Source organism: Vulcanisaeta souniana JCM 11219 (assembly GCF_026000775.1).
Classification (GTDB): domain Archaea; phylum Thermoproteota; class Thermoprotei; order Thermoproteales; family Thermocladiaceae; genus Vulcanisaeta; species Vulcanisaeta souniana.
Window position 1 is genome coordinate 1551486 of record NZ_AP026830.1, and the last position, 22122, is coordinate 1573607.

General features: G+C 44.1%; 23 protein-coding genes and 1 pseudogene. 12 read left to right on the top strand and 12 right to left on the bottom strand.

Annotated elements, in window-relative coordinates; genetic code table 11:
* Nucleotides 1–66: 66 nt before the first annotated feature.
* Nucleotides 67–531: a YbhB/YbcL family Raf kinase inhibitor-like protein gene (locus Vsou_RS08345; protein ID WP_188603747.1), complete on the top strand. Its 465-nt coding sequence runs from the start codon at nt 67–69 to the stop codon at nt 529–531.
* Between the two features lie 34 nt (nt 532–565).
* Here Vsou_RS08345 and Vsou_RS08350 read toward each other — a convergent pair whose 3' ends face one another.
* Nucleotides 566–1429: an ABC transporter permease gene (locus Vsou_RS08350; protein ID WP_188603746.1), complete on the bottom strand. Its 864-nt coding sequence runs from the start codon at nt 1427–1429 to the stop codon at nt 566–568.
* 6 nt (nt 1430–1435) lie between these two features.
* The gene (locus tag Vsou_RS08355) at nt 1436–2437 is read right to left on the bottom strand and encodes an ATP-binding cassette domain-containing protein (protein WP_188603800.1); all 1002 of its coding nucleotides are present in this window, start codon (nt 2435–2437) and stop codon (nt 1436–1438) included.
* Nucleotides 2438–2944: 507 nt separating this feature from the next.
* On the opposite strand from Vsou_RS08355, the gene Vsou_RS08360 reads away from it, so the two are divergent.
* A complete protein-coding gene (locus tag Vsou_RS08360) occupies nt 2945–3088 on the top strand; it encodes a hypothetical protein (protein ID WP_188603745.1) in 144 nt (47 codons plus the stop codon).
* 32 nt (nt 3089–3120) lie between these two features.
* Nucleotides 3121–3780: a hypothetical protein gene (locus Vsou_RS08365; RefSeq protein ID WP_054844067.1), complete on the top strand. Its 660-nt coding sequence runs from the start codon at nt 3121–3123 to the stop codon at nt 3778–3780.
* 100 nt (nt 3781–3880) lie between these two features.
* On the opposite strand, the gene Vsou_RS08370 is transcribed toward Vsou_RS08365, so the two are convergent.
* Nucleotides 3881–4558 carry a YkgJ family cysteine cluster protein gene (locus Vsou_RS08370; RefSeq protein WP_229709896.1) on the bottom strand — a complete coding sequence of 226 codons (678 nt, stop codon included), beginning with the start codon at nt 4556–4558 and terminating at the stop codon, nt 3881–3883.
* A gap of 51 nt (nt 4559–4609) precedes the next feature.
* Nucleotides 4610–5380 carry an HAD family hydrolase gene (locus Vsou_RS08375; RefSeq protein WP_054844065.1) on the bottom strand — a complete coding sequence of 257 codons (771 nt, stop codon included), beginning with the start codon at nt 5378–5380 and terminating at the stop codon, nt 4610–4612.
* 97 nt (nt 5381–5477) lie between these two features.
* On the opposite strand from Vsou_RS08375, the gene Vsou_RS08380 reads away from it, so the two are divergent.
* Nucleotides 5478–6185 (top strand): GTP cyclohydrolase IIa, encoded by a 708-nt coding sequence (locus tag Vsou_RS08380; RefSeq protein WP_054844095.1) that lies wholly within the window; start codon nt 5478–5480, stop codon nt 6183–6185.
* Here the strand turns inward: Vsou_RS08380 and Vsou_RS08385 are convergent.
* Both Vsou_RS08385 and Vsou_RS08390 read right to left on the bottom strand, forming a co-directional pair.
* Nucleotides 6182–7066: a helix-turn-helix transcriptional regulator gene (locus tag Vsou_RS08385; protein ID WP_054844094.1), complete on the bottom strand. Its 885-nt coding sequence runs from the start codon at nt 7064–7066 to the stop codon at nt 6182–6184. The genes Vsou_RS08380 and Vsou_RS08385 overlap by 4 nt on opposite strands.
* Nucleotides 7067–7206: 140 nt before the next feature.
* Nucleotides 7207–8382: a hypothetical protein gene (locus Vsou_RS08390; RefSeq protein WP_264890695.1), complete on the bottom strand. Its 1176-nt coding sequence runs from the start codon at nt 8380–8382 to the stop codon at nt 7207–7209.
* Nucleotides 8383–8502: 120 nt separating this feature from the next.
* On the opposite strand from Vsou_RS08390, the gene Vsou_RS08395 reads away from it, so the two are divergent.
* The gene (locus Vsou_RS08395; protein ID WP_229709895.1) at nt 8503–9186 is read left to right on the top strand and encodes an HAD family hydrolase; all 684 of its coding nucleotides are present in this window, start codon (nt 8503–8505) and stop codon (nt 9184–9186) included.
* 2 nt (nt 9187–9188) lie between these two features.
* Here Vsou_RS08395 and Vsou_RS08400 read toward each other — a convergent pair whose 3' ends face one another.
* Nucleotides 9189–9707 carry a vitamin K epoxide reductase family protein gene (locus tag Vsou_RS08400; protein ID WP_229709894.1) on the bottom strand — a complete coding sequence of 173 codons (519 nt, stop codon included), beginning with the start codon at nt 9705–9707 and terminating at the stop codon, nt 9189–9191.
* Nucleotides 9708–9783: 76 nt separating this feature from the next.
* Here Vsou_RS08400 and Vsou_RS08405 point away from each other — a divergent pair, with 76 nt between their 5' ends.
* The 3 genes and pseudogenes from Vsou_RS08405 to Vsou_RS08420 all read left to right on the top strand — a co-directional run bounded on the left by Vsou_RS08405 (nt 9784) and on the right by Vsou_RS08420 (nt 13619).
* On the top strand, nt 9784–11772 hold the full coding sequence (locus Vsou_RS08405) for a molybdopterin biosynthesis protein (RefSeq protein ID WP_188603743.1): 1989 nt from the start codon (nt 9784–9786) through the stop codon (nt 11770–11772).
* A gap of 107 nt (nt 11773–11879) precedes the next feature.
* Complete coding sequence (gene tnpA / locus Vsou_RS08410; RefSeq protein ID WP_188603742.1) at nt 11880–12290, top strand: IS200/IS605 family transposase; 411 nt, start codon at nt 11880–11882, stop codon at nt 12288–12290.
* Nucleotides 12277–13619: pseudogene (locus Vsou_RS08420) on the top strand (RNA-guided endonuclease InsQ/TnpB family protein). The gene tnpA and the pseudogene Vsou_RS08420 overlap by 14 nt, the downstream one beginning before the upstream one ends.
* Here Vsou_RS08420 and Vsou_RS08425 read toward each other — a convergent pair.
* On the bottom strand, nt 13579–15078 hold the full coding sequence (locus Vsou_RS08425) for a class I adenylate-forming enzyme family protein (protein WP_188603741.1): 1500 nt from the start codon (nt 15076–15078) through the stop codon (nt 13579–13581). The pseudogene Vsou_RS08420 and the gene Vsou_RS08425 overlap by 41 nt on opposite strands.
* A complete protein-coding gene (locus Vsou_RS08430; protein WP_229709892.1) occupies nt 15078–16970 on the bottom strand; it encodes an AMP-binding protein in 1893 nt (630 codons plus the stop codon). Before Vsou_RS08430 ends, Vsou_RS08425 begins: the two co-directional genes overlap by 1 nt.
* Nucleotides 16971–17298: 328 nt before the next feature.
* Between Vsou_RS08430 and Vsou_RS08435 the strand changes: the two genes are divergently transcribed.
* Together Vsou_RS08435 and Vsou_RS08440 are read left to right on the top strand one after the other, a co-directional pair.
* The gene (locus tag Vsou_RS08435) at nt 17299–18681 is read left to right on the top strand and encodes a glutamate synthase-related protein (protein WP_188603740.1); all 1383 of its coding nucleotides are present in this window, start codon (nt 17299–17301) and stop codon (nt 18679–18681) included.
* A gap of 39 nt (nt 18682–18720) precedes the next feature.
* On the top strand, nt 18721–19590 hold the full coding sequence (locus tag Vsou_RS08440) for a geranylgeranylglycerol-phosphate geranylgeranyltransferase (protein ID WP_054844554.1): 870 nt from the start codon (nt 18721–18723) through the stop codon (nt 19588–19590).
* Here Vsou_RS08440 and Vsou_RS08445 read toward each other — a convergent pair.
* From Vsou_RS08445 to Vsou_RS08455, 3 genes are read right to left on the bottom strand one after another with little or no spacing between them, the layout of a single operon-like run.
* Nucleotides 19587–19886: a V-type ATP synthase subunit F gene (locus Vsou_RS08445; protein ID WP_229709891.1), complete on the bottom strand. Its 300-nt coding sequence runs from the start codon at nt 19884–19886 to the stop codon at nt 19587–19589. The genes Vsou_RS08440 and Vsou_RS08445 overlap by 4 nt on opposite strands.
* Before the next feature lie 42 nt (nt 19887–19928).
* Nucleotides 19929–20468: a CDP-2,3-bis-(O-geranylgeranyl)-sn-glycerol synthase gene (locus Vsou_RS08450; protein ID WP_188603739.1), complete on the bottom strand. Its 540-nt coding sequence runs from the start codon at nt 20466–20468 to the stop codon at nt 19929–19931.
* A gap of 6 nt (nt 20469–20474) precedes the next feature.
* Entirely contained in the window at nt 20475–20867 is a 393-nt protein-coding gene (locus Vsou_RS08455) for a hypothetical protein (protein WP_188603738.1), read from the bottom strand.
* A gap of 55 nt (nt 20868–20922) precedes the next feature.
* Between Vsou_RS08455 and Vsou_RS08460 the strand changes: the two genes are divergently transcribed.
* Together Vsou_RS08460 and Vsou_RS08465 are read left to right on the top strand one after the other, a co-directional pair.
* Nucleotides 20923–21468 (top strand): hypothetical protein, encoded by a 546-nt coding sequence (locus tag Vsou_RS08460; RefSeq protein WP_054844557.1) that lies wholly within the window; start codon nt 20923–20925, stop codon nt 21466–21468.
* Nucleotides 21469–21605: 137 nt separating this feature from the next.
* A complete protein-coding gene (locus Vsou_RS08465) occupies nt 21606–22118 on the top strand; it encodes a Zn-ribbon domain-containing OB-fold protein (protein WP_188603737.1) in 513 nt (170 codons plus the stop codon).
* The last annotated feature ends 4 nt before the right edge of the window (nt 22119–22122 follow it).

The following is a 22122-nucleotide window of genomic DNA, read 5'->3' on the forward strand; positions in this document are numbered from 1 at the left end:
TGAACGTGTTAAATGCAGTATTCGTTACGTAATATTTAATAAACCATGAAGGGATAAAGTAAATGTATGTCATTTACATTAATGAGTCCAGCCTTTAAGTACGGTGAGCGAATACCAAAGAAATATACGTGTGATGATGTTGATGTGAGTCCACCATTACAATGGTCAAGTATCCCGCCAGGTACTAAGTCCCTGGTCTTGATAATGGAGGATCCAGATGCCCCAATAGGTGTATTTACGCATTGGGTTCTTTACAACGTACCACCGGACAGGACGGGATTACCTGAGAACGTGCCAAAGACACCCACTGTTGAGGGGATTGGCATACAGGGGTTAAATGATTTTGGTAGGGTTGGTTATGGCGGGCCATGTCCACCCAGGGGACACGGATCTCACAGGTACTTCTTTAGGTTGTATGCATTAAGTACGGTACCAAGCATCAAGCAGAGGGCATCTAAGGATGAGGTTTTAAGGATCATAAAGAACAATATAATTGGTACAGCGGAATACATGGGTACGTACTCGAGGTAACCCTTAAAACGTTTTAACGTTATTTACTTAAAACTTAAGTTTCCGATAGATATCTCCAGGATAATACTATGCCGATTGCCGAGAATATTACTGCGAAGGCTATTAAGTACGCAAAGTCCATAAGTAGGTTAAACCCAGTTACGCCAAGTAGTAATTGCCTGTTGATGTCATTTACATAGGTCAGTGGATTCACGTAGGCAATTGGCTTAAGCCACCAAGGCATTGACTTAACTGGGTAGAAGGAGTTGCTTGCGAACATTAGTGGCATGTTTAGTAGGTTCATTATTGCCATCTGTGATTCCCAGGAGGTTGACCTAAGAGCCAGTGTTACGAATAGGGATGCGAAGCCCATGGACATTAATGTTAATGCCGCATATGCACCCACTATATCCAGTGGGTTAATTCCTGGGTTTAGTTTCATACCCAGTAGTATGGCTATTATTAGGACTATTGTGGCTTGAACAAGGGACCTAATCACGGAATTAAGCACCTTAGCCATCACTATATTGCCCCTAGGTACTGGCGTCGTTAACAACTTACTCAGGACACCAAGTCTTCTATCCCACACGATACTCATGCCGCTCTGTAGTGATGTGAATAGTGTTATGAATGATAGCATGCCCACGGCAAGGAATGAGAAGTAGTCCGTGGTACCGAAGTTGGCCTTGAGTATCTCAGACGCGACTTCATCAATTACCTGCTTAGGTATGTTCAATCCAGGAATGTTAAGTCCACTTGTGAACATGGTTGCGAAGTTCATGGATTTACCGAAGAAAGCAAGCCAAACAATTGGTTGTATCAACGAGATTATCAATATGACGGGCACCTTATACCACTTGGCCAACTCCCTATTGGTTAATGCCCAAAGCCCATGCAGTGGGTGTAGTTTCACTGCCATGACTCATCACCTCCTGGCCCTCGCCACGGTTCTCCTAAACTTCATGAAATCCTCTGAATTACTCTCCTCATCCCTAAGTCTCTTGCCCGTGAACTCTAGGAATACCTCATCCATAGTAGGCTCCTTGATTGTTATGCTCGTAGCCCTAATACTAAGCTTATTGAGTGCCTCAAGTATTATGGGGGCTGCCGTGCTTCCGCTCCTCACCTTAAAGGTTATCACATTATTCGAAACAGTAACGCCGGTAACGCCCTCAATGCTCTCCACAATCTTCCTGGCAGTATTAATATCACCATTAATCTCAATCGTCACGATATCACCACCGACCTTCTCCTTTAGCTCCTTCGGTGTGCCGATGGCAAGTATCTTACCATGATCAATAATTGCAACCCTCTCCGCATACCTATCAGCCTCCTCCAGGTAATGCGTGGTCATGAATATGGTCATCCCATACTGCCTCCTAAGCCTATACACATAATCCCAAATGGCAGCCCTCGTCTGGGCATCAAGGCCCAATGTGGGCTCGTCCAGGAAGAGTATGGCAGGCCTATTAATAAGGCCCATGGCAATCTCCAACCTCCTTCTCATACCACCTGAGTACGTCTCAACCTTCCTATCAGCCGCATAGGAAAGCTCCACCAAATCAAGCAGCTCAGCAGCCCTCTCCCCAGCCTCCCTCTTGGGTATTCCATACAATGCAGCAACAAGCATCAAATTCTCCCAACCCGTCAAATCCTCATCAGCCGTGTATTCCTGGGGAACAACACCTATGCTCTCCCTAACCTTAGCCGGTTGTTTCACTACATCATAGCCATTTACTATTGCTGTGCCATCACTTGGCCTAGTTACTGTGGTTAGCATTTTTATTGTTGTTGTTTTACCGGCACCATTTGGCCCTAAAAATCCAAAGATCTCTCCATAATATACCTCAAAGTTTATGTGGTCAACGGCTGTGAAGTTCCCATAACGTTTCGCTAGGTTTATTGCCTTAATGGCCGTTTCCATAATGGTCAAGTAGGCGGTCTACGCCCTAAATATAAATCTTTCTCTAAATCGATATCGGATAATCGATCACAGATTTAATCCCCTCATCACCTGGGATATATCCAAGTTCCGAGATGGTCTGAGGAATAGTAAGATATACGACACATACTGTGGTAAGTGCGGGCATGTGTTTGTACTGCCTAAGATGTATTGCCCGTATTTGCTTTAAACCTGTGGATTAAGTCGCCTGCCTTTACGTTGATCTTAAGTTCCATTAATCGTAACTTACTCATCAACTCCTGCCTATGAATTGATCCTCTCCTTTGCGTTTGTTTTGTTGCGCCTTGGTTTATGGTTTTGGTGCTTGTTATTTTCAATTACACGCTTAGTTGAATTTAGCACTGAATCGGTAGTGGTTTATTAGCCTTGTTGGGGATTTAGTCCTGTGAATGTCTCATGGTTCTTGAGACGATAAAGCCATTGAGGATTCGGTGGGCATTAAGGCTAAGGGCAAGAAGCGATTAGGGTGCGATGAGCCAAGTAAGCGACCCAAGAATCATCGAGGAGGTTATGATGTTAATAGGCGAGTTCCTAGGAAGGGTCGAGAGGCACAGAGACGTGCTGTTAAGCGATTCAAGCGAGCCCTTCGACAACGCCATTAACTCACTTAATTAATGGTTAGATAAAATCAGCGAGAAGCCATAAGGATGAGATTGAAAACAAGACCAAGGTCATCGAGGAAGTTCTCAAATTTGATGATGACAAGTTTGCGATTTTCCTGTTACTTGCGATTCTCGGAGGATGGTACAGTCGATATTAAGAGGAGGAGTATTACGCTGGCGATTGGCAATTCGAAGTACGAGCTGTGGAGGGATATTGTCAGGAGGATGAAGGCTCTCAGCTTTGGAGTTAATAATGGTGGGCATAAAAAGAATATAAGAATTTGTTCCTCGAAGGCCGTTGAGCTCGTCAAGAAGTGGCTCAGTGATACGTTGATTAGGGCAATGATTGAGGATCTTGGTCAATTATTTGATGCGGATAAACTCAGGAACTTGATAACGCTGACCAATGCGAGGGTTAGGCCAAAGGGTAAGTCAATAATTGAAATCGTTGATGGTGTGTGGATGGGCGTGCGCATATGTGATGGCTATGTGGAGCTTAGTATTGTGCGCAGGAGACTTGAGGATGTCAAGGCAGTTCAGGAAAGACTCAGGAGTGCGGGCTATAACACCGAGCCATCCCAGCGAGGTAAAAGGTTTGTAATCTACATAGGCCAGGACGAAATCGAAAAATGCCCAGAGCTGGTTGCAAAGGTTTGCGAGGTGCTTAGGAGGGTGCATGAGGAGGCAATGAACGAAAAACATTGAAAAAGCTTGGTTAATAGCCAAGGCGATGACAAGCCTAAATTGCCCCGCCCAGGGTCCACGGGCCTAAAGCTCTAATTTTACACGGACTTAAGTCATGTATCTATTTTATTATATGCTTTTTAGCGTCTGGTACGAAATTGTCCAGTGTTATGTGTGGGATGAATTGTCTGATGTAGTCGAAGGCGTTGACTATGGGCCAGTTGGTATTGTTGGTGTTGTTTCCACGTAGCTCCACATAACCCGCTCTCCATAATGCCGTTAGTGTATCAGCGTACATCCTCCTGGCCTTAATGGCCTCCTCTGCGGCGCCTACTTCCTTTGGCATTACCTTAATTGCTAACTTGGTGTTGCTCATCATCGTTTCCAAGTCTTCCTGGGTGTAATTGTTCCTAATAACTGGGCATAGACTTGATACTACGAATTCCACGGTGAAGTCGACAAGTTTCAACTCCGGGTCTATTATGTACCTAACTACCCTGGGTAGGTACGGGAAGGATCTGCAGGTTAATGGCTTATAGAGGGAGTGCACCTTGCAGGTCTTATCCTGAGGGTCGAGGAATGGACAGATCCCTCTTTCGTTCAATTGCATTAGGTATGACAGGGCCACCCTGACGTCGTTCTTAATATCCGTTATTACATAGCCAGGTTTGAAGGTTAGGTCGTTCACGTCGAGTTCCTCAGCTAATTTACTCAGTATTATTACCTCGTGCGGAAACACGGTGACCGGCGATATTGTGCAACAATAACCACAGTTCGGCATGCACTTAAACAGTGCCACCACGGGTTCACCACCTTGGGTTTACTAATTAAATTGTTTTCTTTCAAGATATTATGAACAACTAGAGATGATATGTGGTATCAGCAACGCTTCCTTAAGTCTCCTAATGGCGTATGCTCTACACCTAATTAGCTCTGCTGGGCTGCCGCCGCTGATTAATGAGCCATCCCTATTTACGTAAACCCCTATTATATCATCAAGCATGGCACCAAGCAAGTCCTCCTTAAATCCGTCTCCCACATGCATGGCAACATCTGGTTCAGCACCATGGGCGAGCAGTGAGTATGCACGTTCAAAAATTGCTGGGTGTGGTTTAGCCCTGCCAACCTCATCGGCATAGACCTGGACATCAATGAACCTACTCATGCCGTACTTATCCAATAGTTTCCTGGACACTGAACTACTCCAGAATATAACATTGGATATTACGCCAACCATGAATCCATCACTCTTCACCTCCATTAATACATACTGCGCATCTTCATTGGGCTTAACATTATCTGATTCAAGTAATGTATTGGCTATTATGTTGGCAACATCCATAACCATCTTCTCGTTAGGTTTAACATCGTATTTACGTGTCAATCTCTCGAGGAACGTCCTCACGTTATCCATCGGTGGTACATACATCATCTCAACGACTCTCCTAAGCCTAATCTCCCTGTCTAAACCTACGTATGTTTCGTATACGTGGTCAAAATGGGCCTCAATATCCAGTGATTTTAAGTACTTGGTTATGTTTATTGCTATTTCCTCCATTAGTTCCTTGCCGTAGTTTATCAATGTATTGTATACATCAAATGTTGCAACCTTCAGACTCATTATATTCACCTAATATAGCGTTATTTTAAGCATTCTTTTTCGCCTGAAGGTTATGTTTTTAAACTTAAGGTTTAAGTCTGGTCACGGTGCTAAACCTTTGGTTCAAGTAACAATAATCAGGTTAATTGGATATAGGGAGTGGACCGAAACCCTCGGTTCAGATAGAGAACACGTAATACAGGGAATACAGGCGCAATTACATAGGGAACTAGTTAATGGGTTTTCTAAGGTTAATGCCTGGGCGCATCCGCTTAGATATGATTATTTATTTGCAATAACCAATGGAGTGAATAGGGAGGGATTAATGAGCGTGATCAAGGACCTTGGCGAGTACAGCCCGGTTCCTTTATCGAGTGGGACGTATGCAAGTGACAATCCAAGGATCGCGGAAAAGGAGGCCTTTAAATTAGCCATGAAGGCCGGTCCCTGGGGCTCACTAATTGGTGGTGTTGATGATGGTTTGGTGGCCATGGCCCACATAGATCTCGTGGACTCAACGTCCAGTACCGAGTGGACTTCAAGTTATCAACTATATGAGCATGTATGGAATGTGATTAATCAAGTTAGGCTGTACTTGGCGCCATATGGTGGTATAACACTGTACTTAGGCGGTGATAATATGATATCGATAGTAACGCCAACGATAAGAGAGGAGGACCTAAGGCCATTATCTGAATTAATAAATGCCAGGGTGGGTGTTGGAATTGCTAGTAATGGTAGGACAGCAATGAAACTAGCCACGGAGGCGCTTGATAGCCTTAGGCAACAGGGCAAGTATGGAGTTCTCATGCTGATGGAGCGTTAATCAAGCTTAGGTTTCCTAACAAGCTTGATCCTATTTACTCTGCCCTCCTTGATTACCTGTACATACCCACTATTCTCCAGTCTCCTTATTGCTCTCCAGAGGGTTGCCTTTGGTAAATTCAACTTTCTCTGTAGATCTGATTGATACGCTTCTCCATTCATATCCATTAATGCTCTAAGAACCTCTTTATCAGTTGGGTTTAAACCTTCAACTATTACCGGGTTCACTTCAGTTCCTCTATGTCTAATTACAAATAAGTAAACCAGCAATGCAGAGATGGCGGCTATAACCACCGCAACGATATAGTAAATCATGGTACCAAGCCCAGGAGATACGGTGCCCTGTCCTGGTTTACCTGATGTAGTTGATTGATTACTCGCCGCGATAATGCCTGTACTACTACCTGGATTACTTATGATGGTTTTGTTTTTCGTGACTGTAGGCGCCTCAAGCATGAAACCTATTGAGTAATTGCCAGGCGCTAATTGTAGCATGATCCCATTGTTGACCTTTATGAAATTTGTTATTACGTTTATCGGAATCTGCGTCAACAGTACGTTATTACTTACGAATAGGTTTATGGGATATTGTGATGATACGTTCATGACTAAAGATTCATTTTGCAGAACCGTAATTACCGGCGTATACTCAACCATGAATGAACCATTACCAAAAACAGGTATTATTAAGTTATCACCTATGAGCATTGCTGATATTGTTGAACCACTTGAGTTTTGCACAATCACTGGGCCTAGTGGTTCTACGGGTAATGTAATGTTGATCAAAGCCACGTTTTGTGTGGCCGTAACGTTTATGCTAACCAATGAGTCGTTACTGAATAGGTATATGAATATCGTAACTATTAATACTGTTAACGACATTACGGTACCAATTATATACCCCAACTTAAAAACCTTATTAATTTATTTGATAAATTGAGAAGAAATAGAATGAGAAAAAATGAGAAATAGAATCTAGAAAATTTTAACAATTTTTACAAAAAGCATGCATACTATTTTCATTAACCATTACCATGCTGCCCATGTCCCTGGCCATGACCTTGTTGCCCCTTTCCATTGCCTTGACCGTTTCCATTGCCATGTTGTCCATGTCCCTGTGACTGCCAACCCATTGCTTCCTGACCAAATTGCTGAGTTGCATTAATCCAATCATTGAACCCCTTCCCATGCTTAAGCATCTGCAATAACTGCGCCTGGGCGGTGACATTACCCTGCACCAATGAATACTCATCTCTTAATTCCTTAAACAACTCGTGTAACTCCTTAACACTCGTTATGTTAAGCCCAGTAATGTTTGTTAACGAACCTAGTTCATGATCAAGCATGGCCAATTGATCTAGAGTTTCATTGAGGTTATTCGATTTCATCATTACCTGCATAATATAATGCTCAAGTTCGTGATTGATCCTATTAGCAGCCCCGATCTTCTGTTCTCCATAGTATTGACTAGTTACATTATTAATTAAGGACTTATACTCACTAAGTAGTGCCGCTACCTCAGAATAATTACCACTGGTCAGGGCCTCCTTTAATTGACTCAACAGACCATAGATCTCACTCGCTTGAGTACTATTCAGCAATCCCTGTCCTTCAAGCCTTGTCAGTGTCTCATTCAGGAGCATTAACCTGTATGTTAGCGTCCTATTCAAAATCTCGACATGCTTCTCGAGTACATATTCGTGGACGAGGTAATGCCTAAGGTGCACCAGGAACTGTAGTGCAAGCAAGCATTCGCCCTTATTAACATAATAATTAGTAATATTCTGAAGAGTGGTGGGTGTTAAGTTGAAACCAGTTATGTTAAAGGCAGTCATGTTAAATCTGGTTATGTTAAATCCCGTGAATGTGGCATTAACTCCAGTTGCATTAAAACCTGTGGAGTTGGTTATAATAAATGACGTGGAGTTGACGCCACTCATGTTGGCCCCAGTCCTCATTAACCACTCGTTATCGATATAAAGGTTTACCTGCACTGCCGTTAATAAACCAGGTGGGCAAGTTGTCGTGTTTGTGATTGTAATATTTGTTGTCGAGGTGGCGTTAAAATTGGTCGTTAAGTTCGTGGAATTGTTGGTTCCCAGCGCCAGAAGGGGTGTTGTTAGTGCCACGGCAAGTATCAGTGAGAGCGCTAGTACAGTGGTTATCAACACGGTTCCTATACCGTTCTTGATTTCCATATTCATCACTTATGGTATTAAATATTATAATATAAGGAATCCTCTGAAAGATTACGATGAATAACCATGAAACAGCGTGAAACCTAACGGAGTTATACTTAAAGCAAGCTAAACCTACCAATGGTTGTGTTGATTCTCGTAGACTTGGATGGCACATTATTGCCATTGGAAGCCTGGGATCCTATTTTTCAAGAAATAAGCGGGTTAATAGGCAGTAGGGTTGGTGTTGATTGGCGAATTGTTTATAGGGCGGCTAAGGACCTCAATAGGGAATTGCTTCGTGGACTTAACGTAAGGGCCTTTGATTGGGATTACATATTTACCGAAGTTGCCCATAGACTCGGTGCTTCAATCAGTATCGACGTGAATGACGCGTTAATCAAGCACGTTCATGACTTCAAACCATTTGATGGCGCTTTAGAAATGCTCAGTGCGCTAAAGGGTTTAGGGCACAAGGTTATTATTGCCACCAATGGTCTGTATAAGTATCAACACGTGGTTATTAAGGAGTTGAATTTCGCGAAGTTCATTGATGGCATAAGGACTCCGGATACAATTGGGTGTCCCAAGAATTGCCGTGGATTCTTTGAGGGGGCCCAGGTAATGATTGGTGATAATCCTCTTTTTGATGTTTACTACCCAGCCCAGTTTGGCTTGGTTACAGTGTTTATTGGTGATTGGGAAAGAAGGCTGATGTATGTAATGGATGTATGGGGTATTAATCTAACTGGGTTAAAGCCCACGCATTCCTTTAGGAGTATTAAGGATATGCTAATGGCATTACCGGCCGTACTCAATCAATGAGTTCATGCCATTAATGATCTTTTCAGCCTAGTGAAAAATACTGTTACTACAGTGAAGTCTATTATTATCATTATATGCATTATTGTACAGTAAACACATAGTGCGTGAAGTAGGTAGGTCTCGACCACTATTAGGTATGGAACGATAATTATGCCAAGAAACCTCCAATAGAACAGTGCATTAATGGCCAATGTAGCTACATTACCCGATCCAAAATTATATAATATTACGAGGATTATATTAATAACGAACCAAACCGCCGCAAGTAGGTCAAGCGGCACACCGCCTATGTCTGAGTACTTACTTGAGAGAACCCTCTCGCAATCAATGGTTATTCCAGGAAATGGAGATTTGAATGTTGAGCAGAGCGGCGGTAATTCACGTAGGTAGTAATAGGTATATATGACTATAGATGATGCGAATAGGCCTATTAGTGAAAAGGTTAGCATAAGCATTAACCACAACCTGGCTAGCTTACCCATCATCGCGTGGTTGCAACCCCACTTAAATATTGATCTCACAGTGCAGTTAATGCAGTGCTCACCGATTTTAATGAACTAAATAAGTTATTAAAGTACCGCATTATGGCAAAGCCCAATGACTGAGGTGGGTAAGAGAGTCATATTCCATGAATTATTAACACCCGAGGAAGCATTAAGTAAGGTATTTGGTATTGTTAGGATTGAGCCATTGAGCACGGAGACCATTAAGATTGAGGAGAGTTATGGGAGGGTCTTGGCTAGGGATATGTACTCGCGAATTGATGTACCACCGTTTGATAGGGCTACAATGGACGGTTTTGCCGTTAGGGCTGAGGACACTTTCGGAGCCGATGAACTTAACCCAATTAAGTTAAGGGTTGTTGGTAATGTGGAGACTGGGGCCGGGGAGCTACCGCAGGTTAACTCTGGCGAGGCCGTTGAGATAGCCACCGGAGCTCCAATGCCTCCTGGCGCTAATGCCGTGGTTATGGTTGAGTACACAAAACGTAGTAGTGATGAGCTAATGATATATCGCTCAGTGACTCCTGGTGAGAACGTAATGTCGGCGGGCTCTGACGTGATGATGGGCGAGCTAATACTCAGGAGGTGCACGGTAATTAGGGAAAGGGAGGTTGGTTTACTCGCGGCGGTGGGCATTGACAGGATTGAGGTATTCAGGAGACCTAGGGTTGCGATAATATCCACGGGTAATGAATTGGTTAGCCCAGGTAAGGAATTGGGCCGTGGTAAGATCTACGACATAAATACATACGCAATAGCCCATGCAGTTAGATCAATGGGTGCTGAACCAATTATCATGGGCATAGTCAAGGATAATATCAATGAGATGAGGGACGCCGTGAATAGGGCATTAAGTGCAGGCGATTTAGTGCTTTTGTCAGGTGGGACCTCGGCGGGTCTTGCTGACTTAACATATAGGGTACTCGACGAGATAGGGCCTCCCGGCATAATAATACACGGGCTTAAGGTAAAGCCTGGCAAGCCCACGGTCGTCGCCGTGTCCAGGGATAACAAGTTAGTTATTGGCTTACCTGGATACCCTAGTTCAGCGTTAATGATATTCAACACAATAGTTAAGCCGATACTGGCTAGGATGCTCTGCATGGGCGTTGATGAGGTTAGGATTAAGGCAAGACTTGCAATCAGGGCCGATGGTGCTAAGGGTAGGAGAGCCCTTTACCCAGTTAGTCTCGTGGATACTGGCCACGGGATAGTGGCCTACCCATTACCAGCCGAGTCTGGCGCCATAAGCACACTGGCCTTTGCAGATGGTTACATAGCGATTCCTGAGACCGTGGAGTACCTGGACAGTGGTGATGAGGTTGAGGTGACACTATTCACGCATCAATACATGCCAGCCAACCTATACATAATTGGTAGCCATGACCTTGGACTAGACGTACTAATACCAATGCTTCCAGGTTTTATTAGGGCAAGGGTAATCAATGTCGGCTCCATGGGTGGGTTATACGCCGTTAAGCGTGGTGAGGCTGATGTGGCTGGTCTGCATCTTGTTGATGAGGAGACTGGTCAGTATAATGTACCGTACATGATTAAATATAGTGTTAGTAATGCTGTACTAATTAGGGGTTACTCCAGGGAGCAGGGGCTCATAATCCCTAAGGGTAATCCCAAGAATATTAGGGGTATTGAGGACTTACTTAGGGATGACGTGAGGATTGTTAATAGGAATAAGGGCGCAGGCACTAGGTTCCTACTTGATCTGAAACTGAAGGAGATAGCCTCAAGGATGGGTATCAAGTTTGAGGATTTAGTGAGGAGGGTCGATGGTTATTATTACGAGGTTAAGACTCACACGGCTGTTGCAGCGGCAGTGGCTCAGGGTAAGGTTGATATTGGTGTTGGTATTAGGGCCGCGGCCGCCATGTACGGCCTTGACTTCATACCACTTGGTTGGGAGAGTTATGATTTTGCAATACCAATTGATAGGCTTGAGAAGGATAGTGTTAAGGCATTTCTAAGTATATTAAGGAGTAATGAGTTTAAGGAGGCTCTTGAGAGGTTACCTGGCTATAGGGTTCCCAATGATATTGGTGAGGTAATTTGGAAACAAAACCAGTGATTTTAAGGTTTGGGTGTTTTGAATCGATGTAATTATGACAAAAAGAATGACAAGTCTCGCCCTTCAGGGCGGGTAAGATTTAAAAAATCTGAATACTTTAAAGTATTATGGAATATAAATCAACGAGACATGTAAAATACCTATGCAACTACCATTTCGTATGGATTCCAAAATACCGTAGAGACGTGTTAGTTGGAGATATTGCTGAATACATTAAAGAGGTCTTGAAATCAATTGCAGAAGAGTTAGGTTGTGAAATAATAGCCCTAGAATTAATGCCAGATCACGTACACCTCTTCGTTAACTGCCCTCCTAGATATTCTCCGTCATACTTAGCAAACTACTTCAAGGGGAAATCAGCCAGGCTAGTTTTGAAGAAATTCCCAGATTTAAGAAAACACACGGGAGGAAAACTCTGGACTAGGAGCTACTTCGTATCAACAGCTGGAAACGTATCAAGCGAGACAATAAGGAAATATATTGAGGAACAGTGGGTGAAAGAAAATGAAGAGGACTAACATAGTTAAACTCATCGTGGACAAGAACACCCACGAGAAGCTAAAGGAACTGGCTATAGCAACAGCCAAGTGTTGGAACGAAGTGAACTGGTTAAGAATGCAGCAGTTCAAGAGGGGGGAGGGGGTTGATTTCGCTAGGACTGAGAAGCAGGTTTATGATAGGCATAAACACGTGCTGAGGGTTAATGTTCAACAAGTCACGAGGACTGGAGAAGCTTCTTCTCCCTAATCGAAGAGAAGAAGGAGGGTAAACTACCGAAATGGTTTAAACCAAGACCTCCAGGGTACTGGAAGGATAACGGGAAATACAAACTGATCCTAATCATTAGGAACGACCGTTACGATGTGAATGAAAGCGAGAGGGTCATCTATTTGAAGGACTTTAAGCTAGCCTTAAAGTTTAAGGGAAAACTTAAGTGGCATGGGAAGCAGGGTAGGCTTGAGATTCACTATAACGATGCCAGGAGGAGTTGGTACGCCTACATTCCAGTGGAGGTTGAGGTTAATAACCAGGTTAGTGGTGGTTTAAGGGCTTCCGTGGACTTGGGTATTGTTAATTTGGCAACCGTCTACGTTGAGGACGGCAATTGGTACCTATTCAAGGGTGGTGGAGTTCTCTCCCAATACGAGTACTACAGTAAGAAGGTGAGCAGCGTACAGAAGGTTTTAGCTAGGCATGGCCAGAGGAGTAGTAAGAGGCTTAAGCTTCTTTACGATAAGAGGAGTAGGTTCCTGAAGCATGCTTTGAATAGCATGGTTAGGAAGGTAATGGAGGAGTTGAGGGCAAAGGGTGTAAGCGAGGTTGTTGTGGGTTATCCTAAAGAGATTGGTAGGAACCACGGTAATAAGCTCACGGTGAACTTCTGGAATTACGGTTATGTTATTAAGCGTTTTGAGGAGGTTGGGGAGGAATTAGGGATGAGGGTTGTTAAGGTGGATGAATCAAATACTTCTAAGACTTGTTCCCTATGCGGGGAAGCCCACGAGGGTGGGCGTGTAAAACGCGGCCTCTTCAAGTGTCCCCGCGTGGGGAGGATCATTAATGCGGATTTGAATGGGGCGATAAACATCCTACACATCCCCGAGTCCCTGGGAACCCAGCGTTGGGGGCTCCCCACGGTGAGGGATAGGGGTAATGGGCCTAAGGCCAGGCCCGTGGTCTACCGCTGGACGAACAGAGCGGGGTGGGTAACACCCGCCAGCTATGAAGTGATGAGGATGAAGGCAGTAAACCACAAACCAATGAACCGCCCTAAGGGAACCCCCACCCTTCAGGGTGGGGAGGAGGTCAGTTTGTGGGTAACCTATCGACGAAGTAAACCTTTCTAAGCTTCTTGTAAAATGCAACCCTAGAATTTACAAAGTCAATAAGATCCTTATCAGACACCCTACTCCTATACTCATCATGAAGAACCACATATGCAACAGGTAATTGACCAACACTTGGGTCCTCGGCCTGCTCACCAGTTACATAAACCTCCTTAACAGCTGGATGTTTCATTAGCATTATCTCCAGATCACGCGGAAATATTGGGTAGCCCTTATACTTAATCATCCTCTTCCTAACACCCCTGAAGTAAAGTAGGCCCTTGTCATCCATAACCATTAAGTCGCCGGTTAATAACCAACCATTATGAAAGGCCCTCCTCGTATCATCCGGGTCTGAGTAACCCTTCATCACCCAGGGAGCCCTGGCCACTAACTCACCAACTTCACCCACGCCTAATTCCCTGGATGGATTGTTGGGGTCTACTATTTTCAATTCGGCGCCAAGAATTGCAGAACCAACAGTGTTAGTCACTTCCTTATACTTAATTGGTTGAACGGTAAGTACGTATGCCTCGGTCAAGCCATAGAACTGAATAAGCGGTATGCCGAACCTTTGGTAAAAACCTAGTTGTGTTGATGGTGATAATGGTGCAGCCGCTGAAAGTGTCAGTCTTAGTGATGATAACATGCCTGGACTCAAGTCCTTATTATTAAGGATTTGATCAAACATTAGAGGTACGCCAGCGAACACGGTTACACCATGCCTATGTATTAACACAGGTGTATCATTAGCATCAAAACGCCTGGCAATAACTACCCTAGCGCCTCTAACGAAGGCCGACATGAACTCCGTAAGTCCAAGTATATGGGATAATTGAGCCACCACTAGGGCAGAGTCACTTTGGCCAAGCCCTATTGCTTCACCGAATGCATATGGACCCGAATACAGACTGAAGTATGTGTGCCAAACCTGCATGGTTCTTCCAGCAATACCAGCGTAATAATAAACTAGGCCAACATCATCCTTCTTAACCTCCACGGGTTTGAAACCAGTCAATGAACCAGTACCTAGTAAATCCTGAAAACTTAGTACGTTTTCCTTAGCTGTGTCAACACTGATGACTTTATATTTCGATAAGACGGTTGATTCCCTCTCGATGACGGACTTATCGGTAATAACAACCTTAGGAACAGAATCACTTAGTTGGTAATCGAGGTCCTCATATATTGTTAATGGATCTATCATAACCGTTGCAGCACCAAGCATCCATGCTGCGAATAATGAAATAACGGCTTCCACGCTATTGCTCATCATTATCGCAACCCTATCTCCATAATTAACGCCAAGTCTACTGAGAGAGTTCGCTAACTTAACTGATTTATTATAGAGTTCCTCATACGTTAACGATAAACCATACTCGTCGATTAATAATACGTCATTAGGACGGTTCCTTAAGTACTCAAGTAATGCATCAATAGGGTTTTGATGGGGATAATTCAATTCTGTTGGCATTGGCATCACGGCTTTATGTAACCACGCTCCATTAAGGCAGCCTTTATATCATCTAATGTCCTAATATCATCTAGTGTCGATACATCGCCATATGGTTCATTCCTCACCAACGCTCTCAATAGCCTCCTCATTATCTTCCCGGACTTGGTCTTTGGTAACCTCCTTACTACTACTACATCATCTACCCTAGTCCCTGACGCCCTTGCGAACTCCTTAATATCATTAATCAAGGTCTCGGATGGGGTCTCCCCAGACTTTAGTACGACAAACGCCAGGACCTTCTCACCACCGCCAGGTGCTGGAACACCCACGACTGCTGCCTCGGCGACTGCCCTGTGCCTTGCGAGGATACCCTCTATATCCATTGTACCAAGTCTTTCACCGGCAATGCTTAGTATGTCATCTGCCCTACCAAGTACGTATAGATAACCATCAGAGTCGTAAAATCCATAATCACCTGTGTAGAAGTAACCGGGGAATCTGGACCAATACGTCTTTATTAATCTCTCATAGTTGGAGTCATTCCACATCTTAGCCATTGCTGGGTTTGGAATGGCAATGACTATGTAACCCCTCTGCCCCGGCGGTAGTGGGTTACCATCATCGTCAACCACAATCCACTTACTACCTGGGAATTGAATACCCGTCGAACCAGGCTTAAATGGTATTTCGCCAAGGCCATAGGGTGTTGCGGCTATTGGTATTAAGTGCTCAGTCATCCAATAAGCATCCGCAATTATGGTATTTGGTAATTGCTGAATATACCACTCAGCAACACCTGGATTGAGTGTCTCACCGGTGTTGAGTATTATTTTTAAACTCGATAAATCTCCCTTAAGGGTCTCCTCGCCAATGCTCCTAATCGTGTAAAGTGTGGTTGTGCTGCTCCAGATAAGTGAGACGCGGTACTTCTCAATAATCCTAGCAAATAAATCCCTCTTATAACCAATAAATCCCTCGAATAAAAGACTCGTTAACCCCATCACGGGCGCCGTATATAAATTAGCCATAGGCCATACAGGCCAGCCTAGTTCGCTTATTGTCCACCAAACATCCGTATCTTGCGGATTAAACAACGCCCTAAATGTCCAGTTAAGTCCTGTTGGGTAACCACCATTACTCTGCCATAAACCCTTAGGCCTTCCCGTCGTACCCGACGTGTAGTATATAGTGGCTGGTTCGTTTGCCTCAACCGGCGTGGATTCAACATAGACCTTGCCCTTGGGTGCCACATCCTCATACACGATATCCCTACCCTGCTTAATATTAAAGTCAGAAAAACTCCTGGAGACCACGAGTACTTTCTCCACGGGTGTCTGATATCTTTCGAGTGTCCTATCAATTAAGTCCTTCATCCTGACTTCCTCACCAGCCCTAAATCCCTTTGATGCAACCACGAAGATCTTTGATCCACAATCCTGAAGTCTATATGCAAGGGTTTCCTCACTTAAACCTGCATAGTGAATTACGAGGGTAGCGCCAAGTCTATGTACGGCAAGACCGAAGTAAACTGCCTCCGGTATACTTGGCATCATCATTGACACCGTATCTCCCCTCCTAACGCCAAACTCCTTAAGTACGTAAGCAGCCCTATTCACCTCCCTGTAAAGATCCCAGTAACTAATGACCTTATTATCGCCTCTCTCATTCTCATAGTAAAAAGCGACCTTATCAGCCCTGGTTGGTATGTGCCTATCAACAGCATTATAACTAATGTTTAGATAACCACCCCTGAACCAATAAACATCAGGTGCCCTGCCCTCGAATATGGTCTTCGGTCTTTCAAACCACGTAAGGTAATAAGCCTTATCAGCCCAGAACTTAGCTGGGTTCTCAGCGGTCTCAATAGCCATTCGCCTTATCCTATCTAAGGAATAGAACTTTTGATTAATTGCCATATATTAATGATTATATTTGGGTTTTAAAGCATTACCTCATAAAATACATAGTTTTTATCAAATATAATTATTTATGTGAGTAAATTATTTCAATTAAGAAATCACGATCTATGATAGTAATATAAACCATTAGTCACCTAAGCGACAATGGCGTGTATTTTTATATAGGCCTTTAATTCTTATGACTTATTAACTTAATTATTCATTGACTTAGTGTCACTATATCTGATTTATCTCAGAATAATATCATTAATATTGTGTTTATTTTCGTAATTTATTTGGTGATTCGACAAACAAGTATTTAAGTATTCAGGTACTTTCTGATTTAATGATCACCGACTTGGCAAAAATCATTGTTAGGTTTAGGGCTTATTGGGCATTAATTAGGGGTCTTAGGGATTTTATTGAGGATTACCCATTTGATGAGATTGCGATTAAAGCTATTAAGGGCCGCAATGCGGTTTACCCATTTGGTGAGGTCGCTACCTACGGTTCCGCCATACTTGGTTCCGGGGTTTATGACAGGAGGGGATTTCCGCGTGTCAAGACTCTAGACAATTCAATAATACTATTACCACCGGCATTCACGCCTAGGAGGCTTGATAAGATGGCTGAGTTGCTTCGGGAACCGACATTCATGGACGTGAACCTTGAGGGTTCATTGGGTGGTTTTAAGGCTTCCATGCCGATGGTTGTTGGTTCAATGGGGTCAACAGCAATAGCAAGCAGTTTTAGTCTTGACATAGCCAGGGCGACGGCCAAGGCAGGCATCATCATGGGTATTGGGGAGAATGTGGCCACAGTAAGGGGTTACTCGAGGAGGTATACCAGGGGTCATCCAAGTTTTAAGGAGAGGTTGATGGCTTACTTAACGAATGTTGATAAGTATGGTGGGGTCATTATTCAGCAGAATGTGGAGGATGCATATGATGAGCTTTGGAATAAGGTGTATAGCGATAAGGATGTTGAGCCCTACATAGAGGAAGGCCTTGTTGGGTTTGAGATTAAGATGGGGCAGGGAGCTAAGCCTGGGCTTGGCGGTGTGATTAAGATTCCCAAGGAGGAGGCCATTAGGCTTAAGGCTAAGTACCACTTCGAAATTGATCCAGAGAAGGTTAAGGACAAGTTCATAACTAGGTACTCGGTTCCTGGCACGTACACGGAGGACATTCTTAGAGGTATGATTAGGTTCATGAAGACGGCGTATCCGAGGGCCAGGATATGGATCAAGCTTGGGCCATACAGGGACGTGGATAGGGTAATCAGCATAGCCTATGAGGAGGGTGCCCACGCGGTTGTGATTGATGGTAAGGAGGGTGGCACAGGAATGGCACCTTCAGTGGCCATGAAGGACCTGGGTTACCCAACCATAGCAGCCCTTAAGAAAATACATGATGCCAGGAAGTTGGGAATAACGGACACATCCCTACTACTTGCTGGTAGGCTCTATAATGGCTCGCATGTGGTTAAGGCCATGGCCCTGGGCGCCAGTGGTACCTATATGGCTAGGCCATTCCTAATAGCGGCAATGGTTAAGGGCGAGAGGGGTGTCCTAAACTACATTGAGGCTGTTAAGGAGGAGATGCAAATGCTGGTGTCCGCATTGGGTAAGTACGACATTAAGGAGGTCGGTACAGAGGATATTGCGGCAATTGATAAGGACATTGCAGAGATGTTCGGTGTTCCCTACGTCTACTCATCCTCGTTTTAATGGGTCTAGCTTAATAATGGGCTATTTTTAGCGCATATCGTGAACCTGAGGGCATTTATTAAGCTTTCTAGGATTGAACATGGAGTATTAACGAGCCTGATAGTTGTTGCATCATACATAATAGCTGGTGGCAGGAGTGCCATAGCCATGGCACTTCTCTTCCTTGCATCATTACTTACGGAAATCTTCCTTTTTGCGACTAATGACATTTTTAATGTTGAGGAGGATAGGGTTAACAGGCCGGATGCGCCTATTGTGAGCGGCGAGGTTTCCATTAGGGAGGCCTGGGCCTTATCATTGCTATCTGTGGTCATTGCGGTATTGCTTAATGTGCTTGGTATTGCCATGAGGTATTTAATGGATTGGAGTATTGTAATATTAGCCTTAGCCATTTTCCTCGGCTTTTTCTATAATTATGGGTTGAAGAGAGTCATTATTGTGAATAATGTCCTTGTGGCAATTACATCATCATTAACATTTCTTTACGGATTATACGCAGTTTCCTCAATACCGCCAACCCTAAACCTCCCATATTTATTGTTCATTGTTTCCTTCCTGGCCACAATGGGTAGGGAGCTAGTTAAGGGTGCACTTGATGTGGCTGGTGATGCTAGGGCTGGTGTTAAAACCATGGCCAATGTTTATGGTATTAGAACAGCGGTAATAATGGCTGTGGCCTTTACCTTACTAGCGGTTGCTGTGTCTCCATTAATAATTATATCCTCACGTGGATTTCCCGGTATCATCCTCTCAATCGGTGTTGTAATAACCGATGCGATGTTGCTGTACATAAGCATAGTTGTTTTAACGAGACCTAATTACATGAGTAGGTTTAGGACCTTGGCATTGGGCGCCATGTCCATTACAATAATTGCATATTTATTATTTGCATTACTACTGATCCTCTAGATACCTAGGACGCTCCTGAGGATGGTTAGGTAATTAACCTCCCTAAACTTCATTTCCTTGAGTGAGGGTATCTCGATAAGCATGGGTTTTCTCATTTTCAGTCTTAACTTATCAAAGTCCTCCCTTACCCTATCCGCAAGATCACTAGTTATTAATATAGCCCCAACGCCCTCCTCAAGGCTTAATTCCTTAATTAATGAGAGCACATCCTCATTTTCACCCACTACTTTGCCCTCAAACCCCATTAACCTGAATGTATAAACTGTATGCTCATCACCAAGTACCACAGCACGCACGGTAATGCTGGCTCTGCCGAATTTATAAAGTTAATTTCACAATTACCAAGGCTCCCTCTTGAGCCCGAGTAGGTAGGCTACTGTGTTCGTGGCTAGGTGTATCGGTGGCGTTATCAACACGGCGAACATCACATAAATAGCCCTAAGGGCACTTGGTTGGATCAACCATAGAGCCAATAACGCGGCCAATAGGAAATCCAACTGGTCAAGCAATGGCGCAGGCGCACCACGGGGTAGCCCAAGCCTCCTCTTAATGAAAGCTCCAAGTAAATCGCCAAGCAATGCGGCAATGCACATTACAAATACAGCCAGTGGGTCAGGTAGTTCAGAGGGTACGCTTACCACGCTTGATACGATCATGTACGTTAATTCACCAATTATAAAACCAACCAAGAGACCAGTGGCGAAACCCTCATAGGTTTTCCCATCACCGAACAGCCTCCTTCCATCAATGAAGTTCCTACCGAAATCCATTGGCGTTCTACGCCTAAACACCTTACTGGCCACAACAGGGGTTGCGTTGGCCACGTATGGAGGCCAAATAATCAACAACGTGATTATGAAATCCCAGAGTAAGCTCACGCATAATCACTCAAAACTATGTCTCTTAAGCAAGTGCGTTATCGCCGAGTTCTTCGTTATGAATTCCTGACCACACACGAGGCAGTAATAAATATCCATGCCATTACGCCTAACCGAAACTATCAAGTGCTCCTTCATGTGCCTAAGGAATGCTCCCTCACTATTCAATTTCGCACCACACACATCACATGTTATTGTTTTTCCGCCTATACGCCCATGCTTACGCATATGAGTCACAAAGGAGTTTGCATCAACCTCAGCACCGCACTTTGGACACCTCAATTTAGACCTTGGTGTAGCCTTTATTACAGCCTCAGCAACCTTATTGGTGTCACTCCCCATGTAATCACAGATAGGGCAGACTACGACTTTCGTTAATGACTTGGCAACAGTACTCATAGTCGTGGAAGACATAACCCACTCACTTTTTAAGTTCTAACACTTGTAACTAACGGTGTATAGGGTAGTAGGACTTGCCATGCCTCGATGGGACTTGGGTACGGTTGGTTACGTGGTTGGTTCCCCCAGTGATATTGATAAGGCATTTACGGAGCTTTACCTGCGTTGTTACCCCACGACCAATGACATGACCAGGGAAATGAGCGGTAAGATCTCCTGCATAATTGCCTCCATTAGGAGGGGTTTACCGGTAAGTAGTGCTGTGTTTTTGCTTGATCCCTATGGTATAGCCAACGAGGTCGGCACAAGGTACGGCATTAAGAGGGATATTATTCTCAATTGGGTGTATTCTTGGTTTATTAATTACCTAAGAAGTGATGGTTTCATCGCAGATACTGACGTGGTGTTTCTCGACCAGGAATTATCGGCATTATCCCAGGTAATAAAGGCAAGTATTGGCGGTAGCGCAAGCGCAATAGCCGGTATAATGGCTACAATAATCATGGTTAAGAGGATAAACACTGGTGAACTGCCGATAAGGGTCATTGACGTAAGGGATAGAGCCTTTAAACACGTGGAGGATCTAGTCACAAACCGTTGATCAGTATTTCCGGCGTCAATCACAGCTCAGGCAAATGCCTTTTCATCACAATAAACTGAGGCGATGCGATTAATTTAAAGGTCTTTTCACCACCATTAAAGGTGATTCTTAAATACAGTTGGTTATAGTTCTATATTATGGTTGGAGGCACGCCAATTAAGGAGGGCGAGATTAGGAATTACCCCCATGAGGAGTGGGTAAAGCCGTTTCAGTACAACGTGACAGCAGGAACAGCCTATTCCAAGTTCCTTGAGGGCTTAAGGAACGGGAGGATCTATGGGACGTACTGCGGTAGGTGTGGTCACGTATTCGTCCCGCCAAAGATGTATTGTCCGTACTGCTTCAAGCCAGTTGATGGTTGGGTTGAGGTTAGGGATGAGGGTACCGTAATTACTGCCGTAGCTAGTTACATAAGTGGTACGAGAGAGCCACTTAAGGAGCCGAGGATTGTGGGCGTCATTAAACTTGATGTACCAGGCAAGGAGTTCAGCGAGCATAGGTTCCCCGGCATAATGCATTACCTATGCGTTGATCCCGAGGATGTTAAGTCAATGAAGGTATTTGGCATGAGGGTTAAGGCTCGGTGGAAACCCGCCAATCAAAGAACGGGGTCTGTACTAGATATTGAGTGCTTCGAGCCCGTGAGGTGAGGGG